General features: G+C 58.2%; 16 protein-coding genes and 1 tRNA gene. 3 read left to right on the forward strand and 14 right to left on the reverse strand.

The features are described from left to right. Positions 1-151 precede the first annotated feature (151 nt). From fadJ to IFU29_RS05955, 3 genes are all read right to left on the reverse strand, one after another. Entirely contained in the window at positions 152-2305 is a 2154-nt protein-coding gene (fadJ, locus tag IFU29_RS05945) for a fatty acid oxidation complex subunit alpha FadJ (RefSeq protein WP_191933059.1), read from the reverse strand. Beyond that, positions 2305-3615, reverse strand: a complete 1311-nt coding sequence (gene fadI / locus IFU29_RS05950) for an acetyl-CoA C-acyltransferase FadI (RefSeq protein WP_191933060.1) — start codon at positions 3613-3615, stop codon at positions 2305-2307. Before fadI ends, fadJ begins: the two co-directional genes overlap by 1 nt. Positions 3616-3827: 212 nt before the next feature. After that, the gene (locus IFU29_RS05955) at positions 3828-4124 is read right to left on the reverse strand and encodes a YfcZ/YiiS family protein (protein ID WP_191933061.1); all 297 of its coding nucleotides are present in this window, start codon (positions 4122-4124) and stop codon (positions 3828-3830) included. Positions 4125-4502: 378 nt separating this feature from the next. Between IFU29_RS05955 and fadL the strand changes: the two genes are divergently transcribed. Next, positions 4503-5837, forward strand: coding sequence for a long-chain fatty acid transporter FadL (fadL, locus tag IFU29_RS05960; RefSeq protein ID WP_191933062.1), 1335 nt, complete (start codon positions 4503-4505; stop codon positions 5835-5837). 105 nt (positions 5838-5942) lie between these two features. On the opposite strand, the gene mlaA is transcribed toward fadL, so the two are convergent. From mlaA to ccmA, 10 genes are all read right to left on the reverse strand, one after another. After that, complete coding sequence (gene mlaA, locus IFU29_RS05965; RefSeq protein ID WP_191933063.1) at positions 5943-6704, reverse strand: phospholipid-binding lipoprotein MlaA; 762 nt, start codon at positions 6702-6704, stop codon at positions 5943-5945. Between the two features lie 34 nt (positions 6705-6738). Continuing rightward, on the reverse strand, positions 6739-7947 hold the full coding sequence (ccmI, locus tag IFU29_RS05970; RefSeq protein WP_191933064.1) for a c-type cytochrome biogenesis protein CcmI: 1209 nt from the start codon (positions 7945-7947) through the stop codon (positions 6739-6741). Continuing rightward, positions 7944-8405: a cytochrome c-type biogenesis protein CcmH gene (locus tag IFU29_RS05975; RefSeq protein WP_191933065.1), complete on the reverse strand. Its 462-nt coding sequence runs from the start codon at positions 8403-8405 to the stop codon at positions 7944-7946. The genes ccmI and IFU29_RS05975 overlap by 4 nt, the downstream gene beginning before the upstream one ends. Further along, a complete protein-coding gene (locus IFU29_RS05980) occupies positions 8402-8959 on the reverse strand; it encodes a DsbE family thiol:disulfide interchange protein (RefSeq protein ID WP_191933066.1) in 558 nt (185 codons plus the stop codon). The genes IFU29_RS05975 and IFU29_RS05980 overlap by 4 nt, the downstream gene beginning before the upstream one ends. Further along, positions 8956-10911 (reverse strand): heme lyase CcmF/NrfE family subunit, encoded by a 1956-nt coding sequence (locus tag IFU29_RS05985; protein WP_191933067.1) that lies wholly within the window; start codon positions 10909-10911, stop codon positions 8956-8958. The genes IFU29_RS05980 and IFU29_RS05985 overlap by 4 nt, the downstream gene beginning before the upstream one ends. Continuing rightward, on the reverse strand, positions 10908-11399 hold the full coding sequence (gene ccmE / locus IFU29_RS05990) for a cytochrome c maturation protein CcmE (RefSeq protein WP_062743030.1): 492 nt from the start codon (positions 11397-11399) through the stop codon (positions 10908-10910). Before ccmE ends, IFU29_RS05985 begins: the two co-directional genes overlap by 4 nt. Then, positions 11396-11629, reverse strand: a complete 234-nt coding sequence (gene ccmD, locus IFU29_RS05995) for a heme exporter protein CcmD (protein ID WP_062743031.1) — start codon at positions 11627-11629, stop codon at positions 11396-11398. Before ccmD ends, ccmE begins: the two co-directional genes overlap by 4 nt. Beyond that, positions 11626-12369, reverse strand: coding sequence for a heme ABC transporter permease (locus IFU29_RS06000; protein WP_191927976.1), 744 nt, complete (start codon positions 12367-12369; stop codon positions 11626-11628). Before IFU29_RS06000 ends, ccmD begins: the two co-directional genes overlap by 4 nt. Before the next feature lie 90 nt (positions 12370-12459). Then, positions 12460-13119, reverse strand: a complete 660-nt coding sequence (ccmB, locus tag IFU29_RS06005; protein ID WP_062743033.1) for a heme exporter protein CcmB — start codon at positions 13117-13119, stop codon at positions 12460-12462. Continuing rightward, positions 13119-13730, reverse strand: coding sequence for a cytochrome c biogenesis heme-transporting ATPase CcmA (gene ccmA / locus IFU29_RS06010; RefSeq protein ID WP_191933068.1), 612 nt, complete (start codon positions 13728-13730; stop codon positions 13119-13121). The genes ccmB and ccmA overlap by 1 nt, the downstream gene beginning before the upstream one ends. 246 nt (positions 13731-13976) lie before the next feature. On the opposite strand from ccmA, the gene IFU29_RS06015 reads away from it, so the two are divergent. Together IFU29_RS06015 and IFU29_RS06020 are read left to right on the forward strand one after the other, a co-directional pair. Next, positions 13977-14897 (forward strand): formate/nitrite transporter family protein, encoded by a 921-nt coding sequence (locus IFU29_RS06015; protein ID WP_191933069.1) that lies wholly within the window; start codon positions 13977-13979, stop codon positions 14895-14897. A 70-nt stretch (positions 14898-14967) separates the two neighbouring features. Then, a tRNA-Arg gene (locus tag IFU29_RS06020) sits at positions 14968-15042 on the forward strand. A 494-nt stretch (positions 15043-15536) separates the two neighbouring features. On the opposite strand, the gene IFU29_RS06025 is transcribed toward IFU29_RS06020, so the two are convergent. Beyond that, the coding region (locus IFU29_RS06025) for an invasin domain 3-containing protein (RefSeq protein ID WP_274604279.1) at positions 15537-17013 on the reverse strand (1477 nt) is incomplete at its 5' end.

The following is a 17013-nucleotide window of genomic DNA, read 5'->3' on the forward strand; positions in this document are numbered from 1 at the left end:
CAAAAACGCCGGGGGACAACGCCATCCGACTCTTCATCCAGAGAATGAACGGTGTGTTGTACCCCAATGCCTTGAGTATAGTCAACCGATTGTTTACTTAGTGAGCGCCCCGCAGAATGACCCACAAAAGCGCATTCACTGCCCCGCCAGACTAACCCGCTGAATCAGTGCGACTATTCAGCTTCACTTCCGTTTTACAGAAAGATTCCCCCGCTTCAGCCATTTTTATCAGCCGCTCACAGGGCGTAAAACGTGTCCCGTGACGCTGCGCAAGCAGGGTTAACTGGTTCACCACCTCGCGAATGCCCAGCTGATCCATATAGCGGAATGGCCCGCCAAGAAACGGCGGGAAGCCGATGCCGAATACCGCCCCGATATCCCCGTCACGTACGCTGGCAATCACCTGCTCATCCAGCGTACGGGCCGCTTCATTCAGCAGCATCATCACACAGCGCTGAGCGATATTCTGTGCGCTGAGATGGTGTTTCTCACTGAGCTTCAGCAGCCGGTATACGGAGTTATCTACCTGCTTTCTGCGCCCTTTCTGCGGATAAAGGTAAAAACCCCGGCCATTTTTTCTTCCCTTGCGGTCATCTTTCAGAACGGCATCCAGCGCGGCAGGAAGTGCAAAGCGATCGCCCCAGGCCTGTTGCAGCACGGGCATAATATGCGCGCCGACATCAATGCCGACCTCATCCAGCAGCTGCACCGGCCCTACCGGGAAACCAAATCCGACCAGCGCCTGATCAATGGAGTCGATCGGCTCCCCTTCCAGCAGACAGTGCATGGCTTCAATCATATACGGAGCCAGGATGCGGTTGACGTAAAAACCCGCCCGGTCAGCCACCACAATTGGCGTTTTCCCCTGTTTTTTCGCCAGGGCGACGGCGGTAGCGATGGTCACAGGCGCGGTGCCGGCATGGGGGATCACCTCCACCAGCGGCATTTTCTCCGGCGGGCTGAAGTAGTGCAGGCCGATAATATTCTCCGGCCGCTGCGCGTCAGCCGCAATTGCGGCAATCGGCAGCGAGGACGTGTTTGACGCAAACAGCGTCTCCGGCGAACAGTGTGCTTCGATTTCTGCCACCATCTTCTGCTTCAGTGCCAGATCTTCAAATACCGCTTCAATCACCATATCGCGCTGACGGAAGCCCTGATAATCGGTGCCGCCGCTGATCAGCGCCATCTGCTGCTGACGCTCTGCGGCGCTCAGATGCCACCGCTTCACCTGCCGGGTCAGTACCTGCCAGCTGGCTTTCAGCGCAGCGTTAATGCCGTCCGGGCTGATATCTTTGATCCTGACCGGCAGTCCGGCGCGGGTGGCAGTCACGCAGGCAATACCACCGCCCATCAGGCCACCGCCCAGCACACCGATCCGGTTTAGCACGCGCGGCGTTGCGCTGGCACCAGGGTCTTTTTTCAGCGCTGTAGTAGCAAAAAACAGGCTGCGCAGGGCCGCTGACTGCGGTGTCATGGCCAGTTCACCAAAAGCCTTTGCTTCGGCGGCATAACCGCTGCCGCTGCCCTGCTCCAACCCGCAGCGCACCACGCTGAGAATTTTTTCCGTCGCCGGATAGTTACCGTGCGTTTTGGCCTGCGTCTGACGTCTGGCGAGCGCAAACAGGATCGCCCTGCCCGCCGGACCGTTTAACAGACGCTCCCGCAGCGGGAGGGCTTGTGTCGCGCTACGCGGTTTCAGCGCCAGGCGGGCAGCGGTTTCCAGCAGGATACTGTGCGGTACGGCGTCATCCACCAGTCCGCAACGCCGTGCCGCCCGCGCACGCAGGGTTTTCCCGGTCAGGATCATATCCAGCGCGGTGGAGGCCCCGATCAGGCGCGGCAGACGCTGCGTGCCCCCGGAACCGGGCAGCAGCCCCAGCTGGACCTCGGGCAGGCCCAGTCGGGTTTTATCATCCAGGGTACAGACCCGGCGATGACAGGCAAGCACCAGCTCCAGCCCGCCGCCCAGACAGGCCCCGTGTATCGCCGCCACCACCGTGACCGGCAGTGCGGCGATCTCAGCCATCACCGCCTGACCGGCTTCCGCCAGCGCACTCGCCTGCTGTGCCGTGGTACAGGCCGCAATCATGCTGATATCGGCTCCGGCAATGAAGGAATCCGGCTTGCCCGAGATAATCACCAGCCCGGCGAGCTGCGGGTTGGCCCGCGCCTGTTGAAGCACCTCGCGGAGTTGTCCGGCGAATGCTGCCTTCAGCGTATTCATCTTTTCATCCGGAACGTCAATGGTGATCACCCCGACGTTATCCAGACGCATCGTGAGTGTAAATGCAGTGGGTAAATCCATTATTCTGCCTCCAGAACCATTGCCGCCCCCAGGCCACCGGCCGCACAGGCCGTGACCAGCCCCAGTCCGCCGCCGCGACGCCGCAGCTCATTCAGCGTCTGCGTGATCATCCGCGCTCCGGTAGCGGCAAACGGGTGTCCGTAGGCGATAGATCCGCCCAATACGTTAAAGATCTCCTGATTCACCTCACCCAGCGCGTGGGGCCGGTTAAGCACCTCACGGGCAAAGCGCTCGTCGGCGAACATCTTCAGGTTCGCCAGCGTTTGTGCCGCAAAAGCCTCATGCATGTCGATCAGCGAAAGGTCAGCCAGGGTGACACCGGCGCGCTCGAGCGCCAGCGGTGTGGCATAAGCCGGGCCCAGCAGCATATCCCGCCGCACGTCAATCGCGCTGAAGGCGTAGCTGCGCAGGTAGCCCATTGGCACCAGGCCCAGCTCACGCGCGCGGGATTCCGTCATCAGCACCACTGCCGCAGCGCCATCGGTCAGCGGGGTGCTGTTGGCCGCCGTGACGCTGCCGTGCTGACGGTCGAATGCCGGACGCAGGCGGGCATAGTCTTCAGGCCGTGATTCGGTACGCACACTGTTATCCTGCAGGAAAGGCTGCTTCCACGGCGGGACACAGGCCGTCATCACCTCATCCTTCAGCAGGCCACGCTGCCAGGCGCTGGCGGCGCGCTGGTGGGAGCGGTGTGCCAGCGCATCCTGCTGCTCACGGGTGATGCCATGATCTTTGGCCATCTGTTCGGCGGTGTCGCCCATACGCAGCCCGGTCGAATACTCCGCCACGGCCGGGGGCACAGGCAGCAGGTCACGCGGCCGGAGCTGGCTGAAAAGTTTGAGTTTCTGCGGCAGGGTCCGGGCCTTGTTCAGGTCGACCAGCATCCGCGCCAGCGTTTTGCTGACGCCAATTGGCAGCACGGAAGAGGAGTCTGCCCCGCCAGCCATTCCGGCGCTAATCGTCCCCGCCAGCAAGCTTTCGGTGACGTTAGCCACTGCCTGAAAGCTGGTGGCGCAGGCACGGCTGACGCTGTAGGCATCGGTATGCACGCTGAGACCGCTGGCCAGCACAATTTCCCGGGCGATATTAGGCGCTTCCGGCATCTGTACCACCTGTCCAAAGACCAGCTGTTCAATCACCTCTGCGGGGATCTCGCTGCGGGCCAGCAGTTCGCTGACCACCATCCGGCCCAGCTCCAGGGCGGGGATGCCGTGAAAGGCGGTGGCCTGACGGGCAAAGGGCGTACGCAGCCCGTGGGTGATCGCGATGCGATCCCCCTGACGTGTCAGCAATGGGAATGCTTTACTCATTATTCTCACCTTTCTGCCCGCATCACATCACATTACAGCTGCACTGGCGGCAATGGGGGTGAATGAAGGCCTGTCTTTAGAACGACGGCATCACTGCCAAGAGGTCTGACCTGATCAGTGTTAACCAGAATAACGGTGGGCGCTACGGCAGGAAGATAAAAATGCGAGAAGAAACACGATTCTGGTGGAGGGGCACACCCTCCACCTGGAGATTAGCGCAGGCCGAGCTGGAAAATCATGGTTTCAGCCTGGCAGCTGAAGAGAAAATCACAGTCAAGCTGGACCCCCTGCGGAGTCTCACTGAAGCGGCTGTCGATCTGACAGGGCTCAGAGGCCACGGCAGCGGCTTTTTCACTGAGCGCGCGCAGCGCCGCTTCTGCCTCATCACGGCTGTTAAAGGTGTGGCTGTAGCTGGCAGTACAGTCGGTATTGTCCAGCACGGTACCCACGTCAACACAGCAACAGGCTGCGGTTTCGCTGGCATTACAGCGGTTAATCGCGTCAGTCATACATCCTCCGGCTTGCCGCTGTCTGTCTGGCGGCAGATTAATTGAGACTGTCGTCAGTTTACGCCCGACACTATTTCAGCTCCAGTCATCCCCTGAAAACAGGGTGTTGAGTGATGAAAATCACACTATTAATTGATCCGAAACAAGTCACACTGAATGAGGTAAAAAAGGAATGTAAGGTTTTTGTTAGCCAGATCTCTTTTCCGTGAACAATTTAGAAATATTTGAAAAACATTATTGCAACACATACACAGGTCAGACCTATACTTGCGCCACTGGTCTGATTTGTTCGTTGTCTGTCAGTCACTAGAATCCGCGATCCCTTGTTACGTCTAGTAACAGAGCTTAATTATAAAATCAGATAATGAGGTTGTGGTTATGAACCATAAAAACCTGTTTGCTAAGTCTGCACTCGCAGCAGCAGTGGCGCTTGTTTCTTCTAATGCTTTCTCAGCTGGCTTTCAACTGAACGAATTCTCTACCATTGGTCTGGGTCGTGCTTATGCAGGCGAAGGGGCGATGGGTGATTCTGCGGCATCAGCCAGCCGTAACCCGGCAACCATGGCATTAATGGACCGTCCGATGTTTTCTATTGGCGCGGTATTTATTGACCCGGATGTTAATATTCAGGGGCAGTCTGGCGCAGGCAATAGTCTGAATGCCGATAATATTGCTCCGACCCAGTGGGTGCCGAATATTCATTATGTGCAGCCGCTGAATGACCAGTGGTGGATCGGCGCATCGGCCACCAGCAATTACGGCCTCGCAACTGAGTTTAATGACGGCTATGCCGGAGGTCCGTTTGCCGGTAAAACCGACCTGCTGACGATGAACCTGAACCTCAGCACCGCCTACCGCCTTAACCAGCATTTCAGCTTTGGTGTGGGCTTTGATGCGGTCTACGCCCGGGCTAAAATCGAACGAACCATCGGCGAACTGGGTTCGTTCCTGCCGGCAGCGGGCTTGCCTGCGGCCCCTGCCGATACCCAAATTGCCCACCTGAAAGGCGATGAATGGGGCTACGGCTGGAACGCCGGCGTGCTGTATGAAGTGGATGATAATAACCGCTTCGGTCTGACCTACCGCTCTGAAGTGAAGATTGATTTTGACGGTGACTACCGCAGTGATATTCCGGTCGCCTTTAACCCTATCGGCAGCCAGTTCGGGTTGCCTACCGGCACCAGCGGCAGCACCATTCCGGGCTCGCTGTCGCTGAACCTGCCTGAAATGTGGGAAATTTCCGGTTACCACAAAGTGGCACCGCAGTGGGCCGTTCACTACAGCATGGCCTATACCAGCTGGAGCCAGTTCCAGGAATTAAAAGCCACCGGCAGCAATGGTCAGGAGCTGTTCTATAAAGACGAAAGCTTCCACGATGCTTATCGTATTGCCCTCGGTACCAGCTATTATTACGACGATAACTGGACCTTCCGCACCGGTATTGCCTTTGATGACAGCCCGGTACCGTCAGATAAACGTTCTATTTCCATTCCCGATCAGGATCGTTTATGGCTGAGTGCCGGTACGTCGTATGCCTTTAATAAAGACGCGTCAGTGGATTTAGGCGTTTCCTATATGCACGGTAAAAAAGTCACCGTCAAGGAAGGGAATGACCCGATTGCTACCGCCCAGAATGGACAGGCAACGCCTTATACCTTTAGCTCCAGCGGTAAAGCCTGGCTGTACGGTGCCAGTTTCAACTATAAATTCTGAGACGGCTCTTCAGAGCTAAAGCAAAAAAAACCCCACGCCTGTGGGGTTTTTTATTAACAGAGGAAGCTGATGCCCGGATGAAAACATTCAGCCTGAACTCAGGCCTTATTCGGCATCAATATCGCCGAGATCATTTTTAATCGCTGCCGCATTAGGGTTTTCCTGCGGGATCAGCTTACCGTCACTCGCCAGGAAATCATGATGCTGGAAATAAGCCGCACGCATAAAGGCGTAAGGATCGTTTGAATTCTTCAGGATCGCGTCGGAATCCAGCAGCTGCGCACGGGTTTCAATCCCTTCCAGTGCCCATTTCCCTGCCGACATCCACCAGGTCAGCCACAGCAGCGGCGGATAGACATCATCCACCAGGCCACCGATATCTTCACGTGGGGTAAACCCCCCGTAGCCCGGCACTTCCACGTAGGTACCGTAGCCCACGCCGTAGTGACCCAGCGTGCTGCCAAAGGCGCGCGGCTCTTCTTTTGCCAGCTTCGGGTTCGCCATCGACGCAACGTCAATCAGCCCCCCCATGCCCAGCAGCGTGTTCAGGAAGAAACGGTTAAAGTGCACCATCGCCTTATACGGATTGCCTTCAATGAAGTAGTTCACCATCGTCGACGGTTCGTTAAGGTTGGTGAAGAAGTTACCCAGCCCGTTACGCGCAGGCTGCGGCACATAGTCACGCCACGCCACGGCAACCGGGCGCAGGACATACGGGTCCAGCACGTTGTAGTTAAAGTTGAACATGGACCGGTTGAAACCTTCCAGAGGATCGGCATGTCCCTGAGGTTCATCCCCTGTCTTAGAACTGGCACAGCCGACCATCAGTACGCTCGCCAGCGCTAAACCCGTCAGGCGATAGCTCATAGTTTTCTCCCTGTACTTTTTAGATTATCGCCCGCTATTGCCGGTTAATTTCAACGGCAAGCTGCTGTTGACCTGAAAATGGCAGTATCTCGCTCAACCCGAACCAGTCGCCGGGTGAACGATTTACGCTGCCGTCGCGTGAGATGCGTACGCGAACCTGCACCTGATGCTGCGCGGATAGTAACCGATCTGGCATCATGGCATTACTGTCATCCAGCGTGATCGATAAAGGAAAATGACTCAACGGCACTTTTTTCACGGCTACGGGAACCTGCGAAATACCGTCAGACACAGAAATATACAACACTCCGTCGTTCGGTAACATTTTTTCTGCCGCCGGGGACAGACTGATTGTTAATGCCAGGCGGCTGTTCTCTTTACCTGACGCACTTTTCGCCTGCTGAATGCTGCGCTGGATCATGACCGCACGTCCGTCACCCTTCGGTAACAGAGACAACATCTTATTCCATGATGCAATCGCCTGCGTGTAATCTTGCTGGCTGTAGGCATTGAATGCTAACAGCCCCTGCACCTGCATACTGTCGGGATACTGCACCGCCATTGGCTCCAGCATCATCAGGGCTTCGCGGTTATCCTGTGGATCGGCGGACCGCGTCAGCACATCGGCATAGCTGAGCCGAACATCCAGGTCGCCGGGGGCCAGCTGTAGCGCATGACGGAAGGCCTGGGTGGCCATCGCGGCGTTATTCAGCACCATGCCAAGGCGGCCCAGCATTTTCCAGTCATCAAGATTACCGGGCTCGGTTTGCAGCCCGGAACGGATGCCCAGCGCCAGACGCGCCAGCTGCTCCATACTGAGCGGTCGCGCCTGAGGGTCCATCACCTGTGCCCGCAGTGCAGGCAGCTCATTTTTCACCTGCTGCCAGACCATGACCTGCTGCAGGCCTCCCGTCTTAAAATAGACGCCAAGGCTGACCACCACGAGGATCACCACACCGGGCAGCAGCACCCAGCGGCTGACCTGACGTGCCTGCGGCGGCGAGGTCTGCTGCGGGATATCCAGCAGCAGCGTTTCCTGCAGCTCCCGCACCATCTCGGGGCGATCGGCCACGACGCCCTGCCCCTCATCCTCTTCCAGCTCCTGCAGACGCTGATGATAAAAGACCTGATTCAGCTGGTCGCGATCGGTTGTGCTATGTCTTCTGCGACGCCCGGCGCCGAATAAAATCAGCCCACAGGCGGCTACCAGCAGGATCAGGATCGTTAACCAAAGCGCACTCATGATTGCTTCCCGTCATTCTTTAACAGTGCATCAAGCCGCTGCTGCTGTTCAGCATCCAGCTCGACGCGTACGGCCCGTTTACGGCTGCGCAGGATGATCACCAGCGCGCCGATAATGACAAACAGGGCCGGCCCGGCCCAGAGGATCAGCGTCGACGGGGTGACCGGCGGCTGGTAAGAAACAAAATTACCGTAGCGCGCCACCATATAAGCCTTCACCTGTTCAGGTGTCTGTCCGGCCTGTAACAGCTGATACACTTTCAGGCGCATATCGCCCGCTATCATGGCGTTTGAGTCGGCAATACTGTTGTTCTGACACTTCGGACAGCGCAGCGACGCCGTAAGCTGGCGGTACTGCTGCTCCTGGGCCACTGTCGCGAAGGAATAGGTATCAATGTTGTCAGCCTGCACACCCGCGCTGAACAGCACCAGCGCCAGCAGGATCCCGTACACTTTCACGATCCGGCCCCCTGGCTGTATTTCTGCCACAGCGGTTTCACCTCATCATGCCAGACCCGTTCGTTCATATCCCCGGCGTGGCGATAGCGGATAATGCCGTGACCGTCGATCAAAAACGTTTCCGGCGCGCCGTACACGCCCAGATCCAACCCGAGCATTCCGTCACCGTCATACAGGCTCAGGGCATACGGGTTACCCAGGCTGTTGAGCCAGTCGACCGCTTTCTGCCGGTTGTCTTTATAGTTCAGCCCCACCACGCGCACGCCCTGCGCGGCCAGGGTATTCAGATACTGATGCTCGGCCCGGCAGGTCGGGCACCAGGTGGCCCAGACGTTCAGCAGGATCGGCTTACCGTCGTTAAGCACCGACTGGTCATAGGTTTTGCCCGGCTGCTCGAGCGACTCCAGCTTAAAAACCGGAACCGGCTTACCGACCAGCGCGGACTCCAGCCGGGTGGGGTCATCCCCGTTGGCATTGCGACTGAGCTGCCAGAGCAGCGCCGCGGCCAGCAGTAAAAACAGGATCAGCGGGATATACAGCACTTTCTTATTCATACCGCCTCCTTAAGGGCTTTTTTACGCGACCGGTAGCGGGGATCCAGCAGGCACAGCACCCCACCGATCGCCATAAACACGCCGCCAAACCAGATCCAGCGCACGAAGGGTTTATAGTACAGACGCACCGCCCAGGACTTGTCGTCCAGCTCTTCGCCCAGCGCCGCGTAAAGGTCGCGGGTGAATCCGCCGTCGATGGCCGCTTCAGTCATCATGGTTCGCGCCGCGCTGTAGAAGCGTTTTTCCGCCGACAACGTCGCCTCATGCTTTCCATCGCGGGTGACGTCTATCACCCCCGACGTACCGGAATAGTTCGGGCCCACCAGGCGATTCACGCCGCGCAGCGTGAAGTGGTAACCGGCCACGTCCACGCCGTCGCCCTCTTTCATACGCACATCGCGTTCCACGCTGTAATTCTGGCTGAAGGCAATACCGATCACCGTCACCGCAACACCCAGGTGGCCGAGCACCATGCCCCAGTGGCTGCGCGACAGGTGCCGCAGTCCGCTGAAGAAGCCGTGCCGGTGAGTAGCGCGCTCGTGCAGTTCCATCAAGGTCAGGATAATCACCCAGACCGCCATCAGCAGGCCCACCACCGTCATCGCCTCGATGCGATCCTGCATCAGCCACGGCAGCAGGACGGACAGTAGCAGCGTGACCAGCAGCGCCAGCCCGAGCCGTTTCCACAGTTTCTGTGGCTGATCCCGCCGCCAGCGCACCAGCGGGCCGATCCCCATCAGCAGCGCCATCGGTGCCATCAGCCAGGTAAATAAGGTATTGAAGAAGGGTTCGCCGATAGAGATGGTGCCCAACCCCAGCTGCTTATGCACCAGCGGCAGCAGCGTGCCGAGCAGGACCACCAGCATCGCGGCAATCAGCAGCACATTGTTGCCCAGCAGGAACGATTCGCGCGACCAGACCTCGTTCTGCACCCGGCTGCGCACCTTGCCGCCTTTAATGGCGTAGAGAAGCAGCGAACCGCCAATCACAATAATCAGGAAGGCGAGGATAAACATGCCGCGCGCCGGATCTGAGGCAAAGGAGTGAACCGACACCAGCACCCCGGAGCGCACCAGGAAGGTCCCCAACAGGCTGAGGGAGAAAGCAGTGATCGCCAGCAGCACCGTCCAGGCTTTGAAGGTGCCGCGTTTTTCCGTCACCGCCAGCGAGTGGATCAGTGCGGTGCCGGCCAGCCACGGCATAAAGGAGGCATTTTCTACCGGATCCCAGAACCACCAGCCACCCCAGCCGAGCTCGTAATAGGCCCAGGCCGACCCCAGCACGATGCCGATGGTGAGAAATACCCAGGCTGCCATGGTCCAGGGCCGCGACCAGCGCGCCCAGGCCGTATCCAGCCGCCCGGCCATCAGTGAAGCGATGGCAAAGGCAAAGGCCACGGAGAAACCGACGTAGCCCATATACAGCAGCGGCGGATGGAAGATCAGGCCGATATCCTGCAGCATCGGGTTCAGGTCGCTGCCGTCGATCGGGAAGTCAGGCAGCGTGCGGGTGAACGGATTGGATGTCAGGGTGATAAACAGCAGGAAACCGAGGTTAATCATCCCCATCACCGCCAGCACGCGCGCGATGGCATCCTGCGGCATGGAACGACTGAACAGCGCCACCGCCAGCGTCCAGACGCTAAGCAGCAGCACCCACAGCAGGAGCGATCCCTCGTGCGCGCCCCAGGTGGCGGCAATACGATAATAGACCGGCAGCAGAGTATTGGAGTTGGTAGCCACATAGGCAACGCTGAAATCATTTACCACAAACGCATGGACGAGGATCGCAAAGGCCCCGGCGATGCAGGCAAACAGCCCGTAGGTCAGCGGACGCGCCAGCCCCATCAGACGCTGGTCCTGGCGCGCGGCCCCCCACAGGGGGTAGACACTCAGCAGCAGCGAGAGCGCCAGCGCCAGGCACAGCAGGAAACTTCCCACTTCCGGCATCATGGCTGACCTCCCGCTGCGGCGCTGGCGGCGGTGGCCGCCGGGGAACGATGGTTTTTCTTCATTGCGTCTTCAATTTCCGGCGGGGTGTATTTTTCATCATGCTTTGCCAGCACCTCAGAGGCCGTCACGTGAGTGCCGTCCTGCAGGACACCCTGCGCCACCACACCCTGCCCTTCACGGAACAGATCCGGCAGGATCCCTTCGTAGCTGACACTGATCACCCCCACCGCGTCATAGAGCTTAAACGACACTTTCAGCGTATGCGGATCGCGCTTCACGCTGCCCGGCAGTACCATGCCGCCCACGCGCAGACGCTGGCCCGGCTCCGGCTTCACCTGCTGGTCCCCCTTGCCGTTGATCACTTCACCCGGGGTATAGAACAGGTCGATGTTCGATCGTAGCGCGTACATCACCAGCGCGGTAGCGAGACCCAGCCCGACCAGCACCAGCGTCACCAGAATCAGGCGATTTTTACGACGGGGATTCACGATTTTTCTCCTGCCGCGGCAGGGGCGGCCTTTTTCATTTTTACCGCACGAATGCGTTGCTCACGCGCCTGCCGCTGGCGGATCCCGGCCAGCAGGCGACGACGCTGCCACAGCGTGTGCAGCACCAGCAGAGCCAGCGGGATCAGCGTGCTGGCAACGGCCAGCCAGACGTAGAAGGCATAGTGGCCCATGGCAAAAAAATCATGCCAGGATGCAAAGGCAGGGGTCATACGCTGCGCCCTCCTTTTGCCGCGATCGCCGCCACCCACGGACGGTGGCGCTCGCTGTGGAGCAGCAGATTGCGCAGGCGCAGCAGCGTCAGGGTGATAAATACCAGCCAGACGCCCAGCACCGCCCACAGCAGCGGCGGACGCATACTCGGGTCGACAGCCTGTAACAGCACCCCGGAGGAGCCCTGATGCAGAGTGTTCCACCAGTTGACGGAGTAGTGAATAATCGGCAGGTTAATGACCCCCACGAGGATCATAATGCCCGAGGCACGACCGGCCGCCCGGCGATCCTCAAAGGCGTGATACAGCGCGATAGCACCGATATAGAGGAACAGCAGCACCAGCTCAGAGGTCAGACGCGCGTCCCACTTCCACCACGCCCCCCACATCGGCTTGCCCCAGGCGGCCCCGGTCACCAGCGCAATAAAGGTATACACCGCGCCAATGGGTGCCATGGCCATCGCGGCAAGATCGGCGGTTTTCCACTGCCAGACCAGCCCGATAAAAGCGGCGACGGCCATAGAGCCATAGATCCCCATCGACCACATGGCCATCGGCACGTGGATATAGATGATACGAAAACCGTCACCCTGCTCAGAGGCTGGCGGGGCGAAGCCAAAGCCCCACACCCAGCCAAGCAAGAGCACGGCCACGCCCGGGACCGCAAACCACGGTACAAAGCGACCGCATAACTGGTACAGCCGCTCTGGCTTGCCCAGCTGATGTATCCATTTCCACATTATTATTTTGCTCACAGTCAAAAAGTCATCGTTCTGGTGTTGTTCGTCAATCGTTCGTACGTCAGCCTGTTATTCTGTCTTATCAGCCGGTTAGTGTACGCTTACTCGTAGTGCCGCCGCCGTGGCAAAAGGTGCCAGCGTCGCACTGCCGGCCAGCAGAGCGCCCAGCAGGGCCAGATAGCCATCAACCGGCAGCCCCTGGCTGGCCGCTTCAATCGCCCCACTGGCAAAAATCACGACCGGCACGGCCAGCGGCAGCACCAGTAAACTCAGTAATACTCCGCCCCGACGCAGCCCGACGGTCAGCCCGACGCCAATCGCCCCCAGCAGACTTAGCGTGGGCGTCCCCAGCAGCAGCGTCAGCGCCACCGCACGCCAGGTGGTAAAATCCAGCGACAGCAGCAGCGCCACCAGCGGCGAGAGGATCAGCAACGGCAGGCCGGTGACCATCCAGTGGGCGGCAACCTTACCGAGCACCGTCAGCGGCAGCGGCGTGGGCAGCAGCAGCAGCTGTTCCAGCGATCCGTCGAGAAAATCGTCACGGAACAGACGCTCCAGCGCCAGCAGGGACGAAAGCAGCGCCGCCACCCAGATAATGCCGGGCGCAATCCGCGCCAGCAGCTCAGGCTCCGGCCCGATCCCTAAAGGAAACAGGGTGATGACAATCAAAAAGAACCACAAAGGGTTAACAATTTCCGCCCCGCTGCGAAACGCGATGCGCAGCTCCCGCTTCATGACCGGCCACAGCATCAGACGGCCCCGCCTGACGTCAGGCGAATGCGGCTGACCGCCGCCGAAGGCAGCGCCTGATGCGTGGTCAGGATCACCGCCCCGCCCTGCCCGGCATGCTTTATAAACAGTGACATCAGCGTTTCCACACCGGATTGATCGATAGCGGTTAACGGCTCATCGAGGATCCACAGGGGCGCACGGGACAGCCACAGCCGGGCCAGCGCCACGCGCCGCTGCTGACCGGCCGACAGCCGGGCAACCGCTACGTCTTCATAGCCGGTGAGGTCGACCTGCTCCAGCGCCTGCCAGAGTTCGTCCTGCGACGCGTGCGGATACCAGAAACGGAGGTTTTCAAACGGGGTCAGTACGGCTTTTACCCCCGGCAGATGGCCAATGTAGAGCAGGCTGGCGTAAAACGCGTCGCGCTGCTGGTGGATGCTGCGCTGTTGCCAGAGCACGGCCCCCTGCTCTGGCTGGCTGAGACCGGTCAGAATGCGTAACAGGGAGCTTTTGCCCGCACCGTTTTCCCCTTCCACCTGCACCATATCGCCGGCTTTAACGGTAAAACTGAGATCGCTAAAGAGCGTTCGCTCATCGCGAACACATGTCAGATTTTGGGCTGCCAGCATGAGAGGAAAATCGCATAGTGTTAAATTTAATGGCGGGATAGTACCACAAAGAGTGTGTCTGCCTAAGCTGACCAGGCCCGGTCTGTTGCCGTTTACCCCCTTAAAACCCCCTGAAATGGCGGCTTTTTAAGCGATTGTAGCCTGTGGTTAAAGCTTTGTTACTCTTAATCTTAAACAGGGTGACCTGACATCACATCAGCAAATACCCGCTACGCTTAGGGGATAACTATTTTTTCGGGAACGATGATGAAAACCACACAAAACGATAATGAAAACCAGGTAGAAAGTGAGGAAAGCGAACAGGGTGAGGAGATTGAGGTGGATGAAGATGCCCTCCCCTCCCGCGCCGCCGCCGTTCACGAGCAGATACGTCAGGAGGGGGAGAAGGAGCTGGAGCGTGACGGACTGGCGCTGCTGTTTTCCGCCATCGCCGCCGGGCTGTCGATGGGAGCCTCGCTGATGGCGAAAGGGATCTTCCAGGTGAATCTGCATGACGTCCCCGGCGGATTTTTGCTGGAGAACCTGGGCTACACCTTTGGCTTTATCATCGTCATTATGGCGCGCCAGCAGCTGTTTACCGAAAACACCGTGACCGCAGTTCTGCCGGTGATGCACAAACCCAGCGGCAGCAACGTGCTGCTGCTGATGCGCCTGTGGGGCCTGGTGCTGCTCGGTAACCTGATCGGCACGGCGCTGGCCGCGCTGGCCTTTAACCATATGCCGATTTTCGACGACGCCGTTCGCGGTGCCTTTGTCACCATCAGTCAGAAAGTGATGGAGAATACTCCCGGCGAAATGTTTGCCAACGCGGTGGTGTCCGGCTGGATCATTGCCACCATGGTGTGGATGTTCCCCTCAGCGGGTGCGGCAAAAATCTGGATTATTATCCTGATGACCTGGCTGGTGGCGCTGGGCGACCTGGCGCATATCGTGGTGGGCTCGGTGGAGATCTTCTATCTGGTGTTTAACGGCGCTATCCCGTGGCAGGAGTTTATCTGGCCGTTTGCCCTGCCGACGCTGGCAGGCAATATTATTGGCGGTACCTTTATCTTCGCGCTGATCAGCCATGCGCAGATTCGCAACGATATGAGTAACAAAGCCAAAGCCAAAGCAGAAGCCGAAGCGAAGCGCCAGCAGAAAAAAGAGGCCGCAGAACAGGACAATTGATGGTTAATCGCGCAGTCAGCGCGGTAAGTGGTTAATCTGCGGCATGAATTGCGCTATACTGCGCGCCGCTGTCCCCTTAGTTAAATGGATATAACGAGCCCCTCCTAAGGGCTAGTTGCAGGTTCGATTCCTGCAGGGGACACCATTTACACCTCCCGGCACGTTTCAGAAAGTCTAAAAACCCCTGATAACCCGCTAAATCACTCACACCTGATATTCCCATTAAAGACGCTAAAACACATGAAAAACCTCATCAGCTTAACAATGGAGCGAGTCTGTCATGGCCTGTTGAAGCACGCCGTAAGCGTGATGAGGCGCATTCGATGCCGCCGAAAGGAATCAAACCCAGCGTTACACATCAAGCCGGAAAATAGCGTTGCGGTATTCTCTTAAGAACAACCTCGGGGACGTGACCTGAGAGTGGCACAGCTCAAAGCAGATAGTGTTATCGTTTGGAACTGAAGATAGCTTCTCTGATGGTACGCCTTTAATCTCACTGGCCTGCGGGGGTTTTCCGCTCCAGCCGGCCAGCTTCACAGTCGCCGTCAGGCCCGTACCCGCGGCATGTAGCAGTCATGGTTAACCTGCCACATACCCTGGGCCGCACACCGTAATATATTACTGATCCTGATCTTGAGCCTAATTATGGTTAACGCACCTTAAGGGTTTTAAGACCCAGGCATTGTATGTAGTAATTTCATGTACACCATTACTGATATTGAAATCAACTGTACCTCCATCACTCCTAGTTTCAGAGGTTCTATAGTTTTCTGCATCCGAATACACCCAGCCATATTTAGATAAATTTCCCCAAAGTTTATAGGCCGCGTCGAAAGTTGCTAAAGAAGGAAGCTCACCTCCGTTAGCCTTGCAGAGCCGATCAGCTGCCTTTTCGTTCCCCGCAGAAGGGGCATAAGCCTGATCTGTGTAGTAATCCAGGAAATAGGGATATTCACTCACCTTCAGTGTGTAAGAAGCTGATTTATAACCCTCTTTGTTCATGGTGATGGTTAAATCTTTAAGCGGCTGTGCAACAAAGGTCACAATATATTTTTTATCCTCATTACTTTTTTTAACAGTAAGCTCTTCCGAAGAGGAAAAATCATCAGCATTTTCATTTAGCGTTATTGTAAAGGATGCATTTTTAAACATAACGCCAGAGAACGACTTATTAAGATCTAACGAATTACCATTTACTTCAACGCGTACGATTTCCAGTTGCAGAATGATAATTGCATATTTTTTTGAGTAAACTTCACCATCCCATCCGGTATAACCCAACGTTGCCTTTAGCCCCGTGCCCTCCTTGGTGGCCGTGTAGCTCGCCACATAGGTGCCGTCCTGGTTGTCGGTCCAGATACCGTTCAGGCTGGCGTTCGCCACCGTCACGGCCTCCGCCGTCAGCGAGGATGCCTTTCCCGTCACCGGGTTACCGTTCGCATCCTTCAGCGTCACCGTCACCATCATGTCGCTGCCCGCCACGTAGCTGGTTTTGTCCGTTTTCACGCCGGACGTTGCCTGCGCCGGGGCGCCCGCCGTAATGGCATAGGCCGCAGAGTCGCTGCCCTGGCTCCAGCCCGGCAGATTCAGTACGGCCTTCAGGCCCGTGCCCGCCCTGATGGCCGTGTAGCTCGCCGTATAGGTGCCGTCAAGGCCGCCGGTCCAGCTGCCGCTCAGGGTGGCGTTCGCCACCGTCACTGCCTCCGCCGTCAGCAAGGCCGCCTGCCCCGCCACCGGGTTGCCGTTCGCGTCCTTCAGCGTCACCGTCACCGTCATGTCGCTGCCCGCCGCGTAGCTGGTTTTGTCCGTTTTAACGCCGGACGCTGCCTGCGCCGGGGCGCCCGCACTGATCGCATAGGCCGCAGAGTCGCTGCCTTTACTCCAGCCCGGCAGCTTCACCCCGGCCTTCAGGCCCGTGCCCGCCGTGATGGCCGTGTAGCCCGCCGTATAGATCCCGGCGCCGTTCTCCTTCCAGCTGCCGTTCAGCGTGGCGTTGGCCACCGTGACGGCCTCCGCCGTCAGCAAGGCCGCCTCCCCCGCCACCGGGTTGCCGTTCGCGTCCTTCAGCGTCACCGTCACCGTCATGTCGCTGCCCGCCGCGTAGCTGGCTTTGTCC

This window comes from Erwinia persicina (assembly GCF_014838825.1).
Classification (GTDB): Bacteria; Pseudomonadota; Gammaproteobacteria; order Enterobacterales; family Enterobacteriaceae; genus Erwinia; species Erwinia persicina_A.